The organism is Dokdonella sp., from assembly GCF_019634775.1.
Lineage (GTDB): Bacteria > Pseudomonadota > Gammaproteobacteria > Xanthomonadales > Rhodanobacteraceae > Dokdonella.
The window spans coordinates 1,749,029-1,761,706 of record NZ_JAHCAS010000001.1; the positions used below are offsets into that span (position 1 = coordinate 1,749,029).

At 63.4% G+C, this 12,678-nt stretch carries 12 protein-coding genes; all 12 read left to right on the top strand.

Annotated elements, in window-relative coordinates:
* The first annotated feature begins 4 nt into the window (after positions 1-4).
* The 12 genes from rpoC (at position 5) to rplV (ending at position 12,675) form a co-directional block, all read left to right on the top strand.
* A complete protein-coding gene (gene rpoC, locus KF907_RS07445; RefSeq protein WP_291219418.1) occupies positions 5-4,213 on the top strand; it encodes a DNA-directed RNA polymerase subunit beta' in 4,209 nt (1,402 codons plus the stop codon).
* 203 nt (positions 4,214-4,416) lie between these two features.
* On the top strand, positions 4,417-4,791 hold the full coding sequence (rpsL, locus tag KF907_RS07450) for a 30S ribosomal protein S12 (RefSeq protein WP_291219419.1): 375 nt from the start codon (positions 4,417-4,419) through the stop codon (positions 4,789-4,791).
* 79 nt (positions 4,792-4,870) lie between these two features.
* Positions 4,871-5,338 (top strand): 30S ribosomal protein S7, encoded by a 468-nt coding sequence (gene rpsG / locus KF907_RS07455; RefSeq protein ID WP_291219420.1) that lies wholly within the window; start codon positions 4,871-4,873, stop codon positions 5,336-5,338.
* Positions 5,339-5,542: 204 nt separating this feature from the next.
* Positions 5,543-7,633: an elongation factor G gene (gene fusA, locus KF907_RS07460; RefSeq protein ID WP_291219422.1), complete on the top strand. Its 2,091-nt coding sequence runs from the start codon at positions 5,543-5,545 to the stop codon at positions 7,631-7,633.
* A gap of 83 nt (positions 7,634-7,716) precedes the next feature.
* Positions 7,717-8,907 carry an elongation factor Tu gene (gene tuf, locus KF907_RS07465; RefSeq protein ID WP_291219407.1) on the top strand — a complete coding sequence of 397 codons (1,191 nt, stop codon included), beginning with the start codon at positions 7,717-7,719 and terminating at the stop codon, positions 8,905-8,907.
* Between the two features lie 325 nt (positions 8,908-9,232).
* The gene (rpsJ, locus tag KF907_RS07470) at positions 9,233-9,544 is read left to right on the top strand and encodes a 30S ribosomal protein S10 (RefSeq protein ID WP_291219424.1); all 312 of its coding nucleotides are present in this window, start codon (positions 9,233-9,235) and stop codon (positions 9,542-9,544) included.
* A gap of 26 nt (positions 9,545-9,570) precedes the next feature.
* Entirely contained in the window at positions 9,571-10,212 is a 642-nt protein-coding gene (rplC, locus tag KF907_RS07475; protein ID WP_291219425.1) for a 50S ribosomal protein L3, read from the top strand.
* Positions 10,213-10,223: 11 nt separating this feature from the next.
* Positions 10,224-10,826, top strand: a complete 603-nt coding sequence (gene rplD, locus KF907_RS07480; protein WP_291219426.1) for a 50S ribosomal protein L4 — start codon at positions 10,224-10,226, stop codon at positions 10,824-10,826.
* Complete coding sequence (gene rplW, locus KF907_RS07485; protein ID WP_291219428.1) at positions 10,823-11,113, top strand: 50S ribosomal protein L23; 291 nt, start codon at positions 10,823-10,825, stop codon at positions 11,111-11,113. The genes rplD and rplW overlap by 4 nt, the downstream gene beginning before the upstream one ends.
* Before the next feature lie 45 nt (positions 11,114-11,158).
* The gene (gene rplB, locus KF907_RS07490) at positions 11,159-11,986 is read left to right on the top strand and encodes a 50S ribosomal protein L2 (RefSeq protein ID WP_291219429.1); all 828 of its coding nucleotides are present in this window, start codon (positions 11,159-11,161) and stop codon (positions 11,984-11,986) included.
* 63 nt (positions 11,987-12,049) lie between these two features.
* Entirely contained in the window at positions 12,050-12,334 is a 285-nt protein-coding gene (gene rpsS / locus KF907_RS07495) for a 30S ribosomal protein S19 (RefSeq protein WP_291219431.1), read from the top strand.
* Positions 12,335-12,345: 11 nt separating this feature from the next.
* Positions 12,346-12,675, top strand: coding sequence for a 50S ribosomal protein L22 (rplV, locus tag KF907_RS07500; protein ID WP_291219433.1), 330 nt, complete (start codon positions 12,346-12,348; stop codon positions 12,673-12,675).
* Positions 12,676-12,678: the final 3 nt, after the last annotated feature.

The following is a 12,678-nucleotide window of genomic DNA, read 5'->3' on the forward strand; positions in this document are numbered from 1 at the left end:
CCCCATGAAAGACCTGCTTAACCTGTTCAACCAGCAGCGTCAGACGCTGGACTTCGACGCGATCAAGATCGCACTCGCGTCGCCGGACCTCATTCGCTCATGGTCGTTTGGCGAGGTGAAGAAGCCGGAGACGATCAACTACCGCACGTTCAAGCCCGAGCGCGACGGTCTGTTCTGCGCTGCGATCTTCGGTCCGATCAAGGACTACGAGTGCCTGTGCGGCAAGTACAAGCGCATGAAGCACCGCGGCGTGGTCTGCGAAAAGTGTGGCACCGAGGTCACTCTGGCAAAGGTCCGTCGCGAGCGCATGGGCCACATCGAGCTGGCCAGCCCGACCGCACACATCTGGTTCCTGAAGTCGCTGCCTTCGCGCATTGGCCTGATGCTCGACATGACCCTGCGCGACATCGAGCGCATCCTCTACTTCGAGGCATACGTGGTCATCGATCCGGGCCTGACTTCACTCGAGCGCGGCCAGTTGCTCAACGAGGAGCAGTATCTGCAGGCGGTCGAGGAACATGGCGACGAGTTCGATGCGCGCATGGGCGCCGAGGCTGTCTATGAGCTGCTCAAGACGATCGACCTCAACGCCGAGATCGTGCGCCTGCGTGAGGAAATCGCCTCGACAAACTCGGAGACCAAGCTCAAGCGCTTGTCCAAGCGCATCAAGCTGGTCGAGAGCTTCATCGAATCCGGCAACCGCCCGGAGTGGATGGTGCTGACCGTGCTGCCGGTGCTCCCGCCGGACCTGCGTCCGTTGGTCCCGCTCGACGGCGGTCGTTTTGCCACGTCCGACCTCAACGATCTGTATCGTCGCGTCATCAATCGCAACAACCGTCTGAAGCGCCTGCTTGAACTCAATGCGCCCGACATCATCGTGCGCAACGAGAAGCGCATGCTGCAGGAAGCGGTCGATGCATTGATGGACAACGGTCGTCGCGGTCGTGCCATCACCGGCACCAACAAGCGACCGCTGAAGTCGCTGGCCGACATGATCAAGGGCAAGCAGGGCCGCTTCCGGCAGAACCTGCTCGGCAAGCGTGTCGACTACTCGGGCCGCTCGGTCATCGTGGTCGGCCCGACTCTCAAGCTGCACCAGTGCGGCCTGCCGAAGAAGATGGCGCTCGAACTGTTCAAGCCGTTCATCTTCTCGAAGCTGCAGCGTCGTGGTCTGGCCACGACGATCAAGGCCGCCAAGAAGCTCGTCGAGCGTGAAGAAGGCGACGTCTGGGACATCCTCGAAGAGGTCATCCGCGAACATCCGGTCCTGCTGAACCGTGCGCCGACCCTGCATCGCCTCGGTATCCAGGCCTTCGAGCCGGTGCTGATCGAGGGCAAGGCGATCCAGCTGCATCCACTGGTCTGCACGGCGTTCAACGCCGACTTCGACGGTGACCAAATGGCCGTGCACGTGCCGCTTTCGCTGGAAGCCCAGCTTGAGGCGCGTGCACTCATGATGTCGTCGAACAACATCCTGTCGCCAGCCAACGGGGACCCGATCATCGTACCGACCCAGGACGTCGTGCTCGGTCTGTACTACATGACCCGCAGTCTCGAAAACCGTCTCGGCGAGGGCATGGTGTTCGCCAATGTCGATGAAGTGCATCGCGCTTACGACAACCGCAAGGTCGACCTGCACGCTCGCGTCAAGGTGCGTATCAGCGAGGTCGCCGTTGACGAGACCACCGGCGAACGCAATCGGCACATGTCGATCCAGGAGACGACGATCGGCCGAGCCCTGCTTTCCGAAGTGCTTCCGGAAGGTCTCCCCTTCGCGCTGATCAACACCGAACTGACCAAGAAGAACATTTCGCGTCTGATCAACGGTTGCTATCGCCAGCTTGGTCTCAAGGAAACCGTCGTGTTTGCCGACAAGCTCATGTACATGGGCTTCCACTACGCGACGCGTGCCGGCATCTCGATCGGCATCGACGACATGAAGATTCCTGGTACCAAACGCGAGATCCTCGAGCACGCTGAGAAGGAGGTCGTCGAGATCCAGGAGCAATTCCAGTCTGGTCTGGTGACTGCCGGCGAGCGCTACAACAAGGTCGTCGACATCTGGTCGCGTACGAACGAGCAGGTTGCCCAGGCGATGATGAAGGGCATCGGTGTCGACAAGGTCAAGAACGCCAAGGGAGAGGACGTCGAACAGAAGTCGATGAACTCGCTCTACATCATGGCCGATTCCGGCGCGCGTGGTTCGGCGGCGCAGATCCGTCAGCTCGCCGGCATGCGCGGCCTGATGGCGCGCCCGGACGGTTCGATCATCGAGACGCCGATCAAGGCGAACTTCCGCGAGGGCCTCGACGTCCTGCAGTACTTCAACTCGACCCACGGCGCGCGCAAGGGTCTGGCCGACACGGCGCTGAAGACCGCGAACTCCGGCTACCTGACGCGTCGCCTGGTCGACGTCGCCCAGGACGTTGTGGTCACCTCGGTCGACTGCGATACGGCGAATGGCCTGACCATGACCGCGATCGTCGAGGGTGGTGATGTCGTCGAACCACTGCGCGACCGCGTGCTCGGCCGAGTCGCCGCCGAGGACGTGTTCGCCCCCGGCAACGACGAGGATCCGATCGTTGAGCGCAACACCCTGCTCGACGAGAAGATCGTCGAAAAGCTCGAGGTCGCTGGCGTGCAGTCCGTGCTGGTGCGTTCGCCGATCACCTGCGACGCGACATTCGGTGTGTGCGCACGTTGCTACGGCCGTGACCTTGCACGGGGCCACATCGTCAACATCGGCGAGGCGGTCGGCGTCATTGCCGCGCAGTCGATCGGCGAGCCCGGCACGCAGCTGACCATGCGCACGTTCCACATCGGTGGCGCGGCTTCGCGTGCCGCCGCCGTCGACAACGTGCAGGTCAAGACGACCGGCACCCTGAAGTTCAACAACCTCAAAACCGTGCAACATGCCAACGGCAACCTGGTCGCCGTGTCGCGCTCGGGTGAGCTTTCGATCATGGATGCGCACGGCCGCGAGCGCGAACGTTACAAGGTTCCGTATGGCGCAGTCATCGATGTCAAGGACGGCGCCGCGGTCAAGGCTGGCCAGACGATCGCCAAGTGGGACCCGCATACCCATCCGATCGTCTCCGAAGTCGCCGGCGTGATTCGTTTCGTCGACTTCCAGGACGGCATCACCGTGCAAGAGCAGGTCGACGAGCTGACCGGCCTGGCCAGTTCGGTGGTGACCGATCCGAAGCGCCGCGGCGGTTCGGCCAAGGACCTGCGCCCGATGGTGCGCATCGTCGACAAGAAAGGTGGCGAACTGCGCCTGCCGGGTACTGACATCCCGGCCCAGTACTTCCTGCCGGCCGGCGCGATCGTCTCGCTGCAGAACGGTGTCGAGGTCGGCGTCGGCGATGTCGTCGCGCGCATTCCGCAGGAAACCTCGAAGACCCGCGACATCACCGGCGGTCTGCCACGTGTGGCCGACCTGTTCGAAGCACGCAAGCCGAAGGAGCCGGCGATCCTCGCCGAGCGTTCGGGCGTGATCAGCTTCGGCAAGGACACCAAGGGCAAGCAGCGCCTGATCATTCGTGATGCCGATGGCAACGAGCACGAGGAGCTGATTCCGAAGTGGCGCCACGTCATCGTGTTTGAAGGCGAGCATGTCGAGAAGGGCGAGACCATCGTCGATGGCGAGCCCAACCCGCACGACATCCTGCGCCTGCTCGGTGTCGAGCAGCTCGCCTCGTACCTGACCAAGGAAATCCAGGACGTCTACCGCCTGCAAGGCGTGAAGATCAACGACAAGCACATCGAGGCGATCATCCGCCAGATGTTGCGCAAGGTGGAGATCACCGATGCCGGTGACACGCGTTACTTGCGTGGCGAGCAGGCTGATCGCCTGCGCGTCATCGAGGAAAATGCGCGTGCCAACGCTCGCGACGGCCGCCCGGCGCAGTTCGATCCTGTCCTGCTCGGCATTACCAAGGCATCGCTGGCCACGGAGTCGTTCATCTCGGCGGCCTCGTTCCAGGAGACGACGCGCGTGCTGACTGAGGCGGCGGTCCGTGGTACCCGTGATACCTTGCGGGGCCTGAAGGAAAACGTTATAGTCGGCCGCTTGATTCCTGCCGGTACCGGTCTCGCTTACCACTCGAAGCGTCGCAGTTTCCACGGCGAGCTGACCGAGTCGGAGCGCGAGGCGCTGGGCACCTCGAGTTCGGTGGCCGAGGCCGTTGCAGAGGATGGCGACGCGCACTGATCGTCGACCCGGTCGCATCGGTTGCCTGCTTGATTCGACCGCACATCGAAACGGGGCGCATGGAGCGCCTCGTGTTCGGGCGACAGGCGCGAACGCTGGCGACGCCGTCGTGTTGACGGCTTCGCCGCGCGCTCGTTAAAATTCCGCTTCTGGGCAGGCCGGGTTTACTCGGCCTGTCTTTTGTTTCTCAGGGCCCTATACACATGGCAACGATCAACCAGCTGGTGCGCAAGCCGCGCAACCCGAAGTCCTACAAGAGCGCCTCGCCGGCACTGCAGGATTGTCCTCAGCGTCGCGGCGTTTGTACGCGTGTCTACACGACCACGCCGAAGAAGCCGAACTCGGCCCTGCGCAAGGTGGCCAAGGTTCGGTTGACCAACGGCTTCGAGGTCATCAGCTATATCGGTGGCGAAGGCCACAACCTGCAGGAGCACTCGGTTGTGCTGATTCGCGGCGGTCGCGTCAAGGACTTGCCGGGCGTGCGCTACCACACGGTGCGTGGCAGCCTCGATGCCGCCGGCGTGACCAAGCGCCGCCAGAGCCGTTCCAAGTATGGGGCCAAGCGCCCGAAGGGCTGATCTGGCCCGCACTACATCGACAGGCGCTTCGGCGTTTGAGTATCAAGCGGCCCCGGTGCCGCACTATTGAGAAGAACCCATGTCCCGCAAAGGCAATACCCCTACCCGCGAACTGCTGCCCGATCCCAAGCACGGCAGCGACGTCATCGCCCGTTTCATCAACATGGTGATGCAGAGCGGCAAGAAGTCCGTCGCCGAGAAGATCGTCTACGGCGCGCTTGAGCAGATCGGCCAGAAGCATGCCGAGCCGGTCGCCCTCGTCGAGAAGGCGCTCAACAACGTGGCCCCGGCGGTCGAGGTGAAGTCCCGTCGCGTTGGTGGTGCCACGTATCAGGTTCCGGTCGAGGTTCGCTCGACCCGTCGCATCGCCCTGGCCATGCGCTGGCTCATCGACGCCGCGCGCAAGCGGGGTGAGAACACGATGCCGCGCAAGCTTGCGGCCGAGCTGCTCGACGCGGCAGAGAGCCGTGGCGGCGCGGTCAAGAAGCGCGAAGAAACGCACCGCATGGCGGAAGCCAACAAGGCGTTCTCGCACTACCGCTGGTAAGCCGAAGAGTGCGGTCAGGACGACCGCTTTTTGATCTTCGCGTTCAGGGACGAGCGCAAAGGCGAAGCCGAAGAGTGCGGCCAGGACGACCGCTTTTTGATCTTCGCGTTCAGGGACGAGCGCAAAGGCGAACCCGAAGAGTGCGGCCAGGACGACCGCTTTTTGATCTTCGCGTTCAGGGACGAACGCAAAGGCAAACCCGATATGGCGCGCACCACCCCCATCGACCGCTATCGCAATTTCGGCATCATGGCCCACATCGATGCCGGCAAGACGACGACGACCGAGCGCATCCTGTTCTACACCGGCGTGAACCACAAGCTCGGTGAGGTCCACGAGGGTGCCGCCACGATGGACTGGATGGAGCAGGAGCAGGAGCGCGGCATCACGATCACGTCGGCTGCGACGACATGCTTCTGGGCCGGCATGGATGGGAGCCTCGAGCAGCACCGCTTCAACATCATCGACACGCCAGGACACGTCGACTTCACGATCGAAGTCGAGCGTTCGCTGCGCGTGCTTGACGGCGCCGTCTTCGTGCTTTGCGCGGTCGGTGGGGTGCAGCCGCAGTCGGAGACAGTCTGGCGCCAAGCCAACAAGTACGGTGTGCCGCGCCTGGCCTTCGTCAACAAGATGGATCGCACCGGCGCAGACTTCAACAAGGTCGTCGCCCAGCTGAAGGCGCGACTCGGCGCGAATCCGGTACCGATGCAGGTTCCCATCGGCGCCGAAGAAGGTTTCGAGGGCGTCGTCGACCTCATTAAGATGAAGGCGATCTACTGGGATGCCGAGTCCCAGGGGCTTAAGTTCGAGTACCGCGACATTCCGGCCAACCTCCGGGAAACCTGCGAGAAGGCGCAGGCCTTCCTCGTCGAGTCGGCTGCCGAGACGTCCGAGGCGCTGATGGACAAGTATCTCGAGGAAGGCGCCCTGACCGAGGAAGAGGTCCTCGGCGGCATCCGTGCCGGTACGGTGGCGACCTCGATCATTCCGGTGTTCTGCGGCACGGCCTTCAAGAACAAGGGCGTGCAAGCGATGCTCGATGCGGTCATCCAGTTGCTGCCGTCTCCGGTCGACCGTCCGCCGGTAAAGGGCATCGACGAGGACGAGCACGAGGCGAGCCGCAAGGCCGGTGATGCGGAGCCCTTCTCGGCGCTCGCGTTCAAGATCATGACCGACCCGTTTGTCGGGTCGCTGACCTTCTTCCGCGTCTATTCGGGCGTGCTGAACTCCGGCGATACGGTCTACAACCCGGTCAAGGCGAAGAAGGAGCGCGTCGGTCGACTCCTGCAGATGCATGCGAACCAGCGCGACGAGATCAAGGAAGTCCGCGCCGGCGACATCGCAGCTGCGGTCGGCCTGAAGGATGTCACCACGGGCGATACGCTGTGCGCGCAGGACAAGGTCATCACGCTCGAGCGCATGACCTTCCCGGAGCCCGTCATCGCCATGGCGGTCGAGCCGAAGACGAAGTCCGATCAGGAGAAGATGGGCATTGCCCTGTCGCGCCTGGCCCAGGAAGACCCGTCCTTCCGCGTGCGCACCGACGAGGAGTCGGGGCAGACGATCATCGCCGGCATGGGCGAACTGCACCTCGACATCATCGTCGATCGCATGCGGCGCGAATTCAACGTCGAGGCCAATGTCGGCAAGCCGCAAGTCGCGTACCGCGAGGCGATCCGCAGGCCGGTGCGCCAGGAAGGCAAGTTCGTGCGCCAGTCGGGCGGCAAGGGCCAATACGGCCATGTCGTCATCGAGATGGAGCCACAGGAGCGTGGTGCTGGTTACGTGTTCGAGAACATGACGGTCGGCGGTTCGGTTCCCAAGGAATATGTTCCCGCCGTCGACAAGGGCATCCGTGAGGCGATGACGAACGGCCCGATGGCGGGATTCCCTGTCGTCGACATCAAGGTGAAGCTCGTCGACGGTTCGTACCACGAGGTCGACTCGAACGAGATGGCGTTCAAGATCGCCGGTTCGATGGCCTTCAAGGATGGGTTCAACAAGGCCAGCCCGGTCCTGCTCGAGCCGATGATGAAGGTCGAGGTCGTCACGCCCGAGGACTACATGGGCGACGTCATGGGCGACCTCAGTCGTCGCCGTGGCATCCTGCAAGGCACTGACGACACGCCGTCCGGCAAGACCATCAACGCCCAGGTTCCACTCGGTGAGATGTTCGGCTATGCGACAAGCTTGCGGTCGATGTCGCAGGGTCGTGCGACCTTCACCATGGAATTCGACCACTACGCCGAAGCGCCGACCAACATCGCCGACGCAGTAATCAAGAAATCCTGAGATTCGGGATGGGGGATTCACTCACGGCGGCCCCCCGACACCCCGATATCGAACCCCCAATCCCCTCAATCCTGGAGTTCAAGATGGCCAAGGGTAAATTCGAGCGCACCAAGCCCCATGTGAACGTGGGCACGATCGGTCACGTTGACCACGGCAAGACGACGCTGACGGCGGCGCTGACGAAGGTCGGGGCGGAGCGTTTTGGCGGCGAGTTCAAGGCGTACGACCAGATCGACGCGGCGCCGGAAGAGAAGGCGCGCGGGATCACGATCTCGACGGCGCACGTGGAATACGAGTCGCCGACGCGTCACTACGCGCACGTTGACTGTCCGGGTCACGCGGACTACGTGAAGAACATGATCACGGGCGCGGCGCAGATGGACGGTGCGATTCTGGTGTGTTCGGCTGCGGACGGTCCGATGCCGCAGACGCGCGAGCACATCCTGCTGGCTCGCCAGGTCGGCGTGCCGTACATCGTGGTCTTCCTGAACAAGGCGGACATGGTGGACGACGCGGAGCTGCTGGAGCTGGTGGAGATGGAAGTCCGCGAGTTGTTGTCGAAGTACAACTTCCCTGGCGACGACACGCCGATCGTGAAGGGCTCGGCGCTGAAGGCGCTGGAAGGCGACCAGTCGGAGATTGGCGTGCCGGCGATCCTGAAGTTGGTGGAAGCGCTGGACAGCTGGATTCCTGAGCCGCAGCGCGACGTGGACAAGTCGTTCCTGATGCCGGTGGAGGACGTGTTCTCGATTTCGGGACGCGGCACGGTGGTGACGGGGCGCATCGAGCGCGGCGTGATCAAGGTCGGTGACGAAATCGAAATCGTCGGCATCCGTCCGACGCAGAAGACGACGGTCACGGGCGTGGAGATGTTCCGCAAGCTGCTGGATCAGGGCCAGGCGGGCGACAACGCGGGCCTGCTGCTGCGCGGCACCAAGCGTGACGAAGTGGAGCGTGGCCAGGTGCTGGCCAAGCCGGGTACGATCACGCCGCACACGAAGTTCGAGGCGGAGGTGTACGTGTTGTCGAAGGAGGAGGGCGGCCGTCACACGCCGTTCTTCAAGGGCTACCGCCCGCAGTTCTACTTCCGCACGACGGACGTGACGGGTGCGGTGGAGCTGCCGGAAGGCGTGGAGATGGTGATGCCCGGCGACAACATCAAGATGGTGGTGACGCTGATCGCGCCAATCGCGATGGACGAGGGTCTGCGCTTCGCGATCCGCGAGGGTGGCCGCACGGTCGGCGCGGGCGTGGTGGCGAAGATCATCCAGTAATACGGAACGGGATCGGCAATGGCGGCAGCGAAGTACGCTTCGCTGCCGCATGATTCCGACGCCTGTTCACATTTTTCCGCCGGGTGTGTACAATGCCCGGCTCACAGCGAAAGGAGGCACAGGAGGTGCTTCGTGTTCGCGGGACAAGGAAGCGCGTGCCGACTCGTCATCGTCAATGCTGTTGACGGTCTCGTTCGGCGCGTATTACACTCTTCCGTCTAGGCGAGCCGGGTGACTGGCTCGCCTGGTTTTTTGGTTCAAACGTTTTTCGGGGGTCGACCACGGAGTCCGATCCCGTCGCTCTTTTCATCCAGGAATCACCGCAATGGCTGACCAGAAGATCCGCATCAGGCTCAAGGCGTTCGACCATCGCCTGATCGATCGCTCGGCGAGCGAGATCGTCGAGACCGCGAAGCGCACGGGTGCGCAGGTGCGCGGACCGATTCCGCTTCCTACGAAGATCGAGCGCTACACCATCCTGGTGTCGCCGCACGCCGACAAGGATGCCCGTGACCAGTACGAGACGCGTGTGCACAAGCGCGTGCTGGACATCGTGGATCCCAACGACAAGACCGTGGATGCCCTCATGAAGCTCGACCTGGCCGCCGGTGTCGACGTCCAGATCAAGCTCTACTGACCAGCGGCCCGCGACAGGAAACGACGATGAGTATCGGATTGGTAGGCCGCAAGTGCGGCATGAGCCGGGTCTTCACTGACGACGGCCGTTCGGTGCCGGTGACGCTGATTGAGGCGACGCCGAACCGGGTCACTCAGGTGAAGACGACGGAAACCGACGGCTATAACGCCGTCCAGGTCACGGCCGGCGCGAAGCGCGCGGCGCTGATCAACAAGCCGCTGGCTGGCCACTACGCCAAGGCCAAGGTCGAAGCGGGTCGTGGCTTGTGGGAGTTCCGCCTCGAGGCGGCCGATGTGGCCAAGTACGTTGTCGGTGGCGAGATCAAGGCCGACGAGGTGTTCTCGGTCGGTCAGGCCGTCGACGTCGCGGGCGTGAGCAAGGGCAAGGGCTTCCAGGGCACGATCAAGCGCCACAACTTCACGATGGGCGACGCCACGCACGGCAATTCGCTTTCGCATCGCGCGCCGGGCTCCATCGGCCAGCGCCAGACTCCGGGTCGAGTGTTCCCGGGCAAGAAGATGGCTGGCCACATGGGTGCCGTGCGTCGTTCCTCGATGAACCTCGAGGTCGTGCGCATCGACAGCGAGCGCCACCTGATCGCCGTCAAGGGGTCGGTGCCGGGCGCTCCGGGCGGCAACGTCATCATCCGTCCCGCGGTCAAGGCCTGAGGAGCGACGCCATGGAAATCAACGTCATTGGCGCCAAGCCGGTCAACGTTTCGGAGGCCGTGTTTGGCCAGGAGTTCCGCCAAGATCTCGTGCATCAGGTCGTGGTCTCGTACCGCAACGCTGGGCGCGCCGGAACGAAGGCGCAGAAGTCGCGTTCAGACCTGTCCGGTACGACCAAGAAGTTCAAGAAGCAGAAGGGCGGCGGTGCGCGCCACGGCGACTACCGTTCCCCGATCTTTGTCGGTGGCGGCGTGAGTTTCGCCGCGCGCCCGCGCAGCTTCGCACAGAAGGTCAACCGCAAGATGTATCGCGGTGCGTTCGCGTCGATCCTTTCCGAACTGAACCGCCAGGGTCGCCTGCGCCTGGTCGAATCCTTTGGCATCGATCAGCCGAAGACCAAGGCGCTGGTTGGCAAGCTCGCTGCGCTCGAGGCGACGGGGCGTACCGTGCTCGTGGCCGAGAATGCCCCCGAAGCGCTTTACCTGGCTGCGCGCAACGTGCCGTACGTGCATGTGGTCGATGCCGCCGCGCTCGATCCGGTCAGCCTCGTCGGTGCGGATCACGTGCTCATGACCGTCGAGTCGGTCAAGAAGATCGAGGAGTGGCTGGCGTGAAAGAGAATCTCTACAGCGTTCTGCGTGCGCCGCTGATCTCCGAGAAGACGGCGCGTTTGCAGGAAACCAACCAGTACGTGTTCGAGGTGTCGCAGGGCGCCACCAAGGCCGATGTCAAGGCGGCCATCGAGCAGCTGTTCAACGTCCAGGTCAAAGCCGTGAACGTGGTCAACCTGCGTGGCAAGACCAAGGCGTTTCGTCAGCGCATCGGCACGCGTGGTGGCAGTCGCAAGGCGTACGTCCGCCTCGGCGAAGGCCAGTCCATCGACGTGATGGCCAAGGCCTAAGGTGGCTGCGGGTGCTCCGGCACCTGCGGAATCAGGAAAACAGACATGGCACTGATCACTCTCAAACCCACTTCGGCAGGACGCCGCTCGGCGGTGCGCGTTTCGACGCCCGGCCTGCACAAGGGTTCGCCCTATGCGCCGCTGACCGAGTCGCAGACCAAGACCGGCGGTCGCAATCACTACGGTCGCATCACCACGCGCCACAAGGGCGGTGGTTCGAAGCAGCACTACCGCATCATCGACTTCAAGCGTGACAAGGAAGGCATCGCCTGCCGCATCGAGCGCCTCGAGTACGACCCGAACCGCACCGCGCACATCGCACTGTTGCTGTATGTGGATGGTGAGCGGCGCTACATCATCGCACCCAAGGGCGCGCAGGTCGGCGACCAGCTCATGGCCGGGCGCGAGGCGCCGATCAAGGTCGGCAATGCGCTTCCGTTGCGCAACATCCCGATCGGCTCGACCGTGCACTGCATTGAGATGAAGCCGGGCAAGGGCGCTCAGCTTGCGCGTGCCGCCGGCGCCTCTGCGCAGCTCGTCGCTCGTGAGCAGGGCCATGCAACGCTGCGCCTGCGTTCGGGCGAGATGCGCAAGGTTCCAGTCGAGTGCCGCGCGACGATCGGCGAGGTCGGCAACAGTGAGCACAGCCTCGAGAAGCTCGGCAAGGCCGGCGCCAGCCGCTGGCGTGGCGTGCGTCCGACCGTTCGCGGCGCGGCCATGAACCCCGTCGACCATCCGCACGGTGGTGGCGAGGCGAAGGCCGGCCAGGGCAACCCGCATCCGGTATCGCCGTGGGGCATGCCGACCAAGGGTTACAAGACGCGCAAGAACAAGCGGACCAACCAGTTCATCGTGCGCGATCGCAGAGGCTAAATTGAATTGTCCGGCCCGGATGGCCGGTCCTTCCGGGTCAGGACGACCCATGAGGAAAACACCATGGCTCGTTCACTGAAGAAAGGCCCGTTCATCGACCACCATCTCCTGAAGAAGGTGGAGAGTGCGTCGGCGTCCAACAACAAGCGTCCGATCAAGACTTGGTCGCGCCGTTCCATGATCTCGCCGGAAATGGTCGGGCTCACGCTCGCCATCCACAACGGCCGTCAGCACGTGCCGGTGTTGGTCAATGAGAACATGGTCGGCCACAAGCTCGGCGAGTTCGCCGTGACCCGCACGTTCAAGGGTCACTCGGGCGACAAGAAAGCCGCAGACAAGAAGAAATAAGGAGCCCGCCCGTGGAAGCCAAAGCGATTCTGCGCAGCGCGCGCATCTCCGCCCAGAAGGTCCGCCTCGTCGCCGACCAGGTTCGTGGCATGGATGTCGGCAATGCGACCAACCTGCTGGCGTTCAGCAACAAGAAGGCCGCGCATCTGGTCAAGAAGGTGTTGCTGTCGGCCATCGCCAACGCCGAGAACAACCTTGGCGCCGACGTCGACGAACTGAAGGTTGCGAAGATCTTCGTCGATGACGGTCCGGTCCTGAAGCGCATGCATGCGCGCGCCAAGGGACGTGGTACCCGTATTTCCAAGCGCACCAGCCACATCACCGTGGTCGTGGGCGAGTAAAGG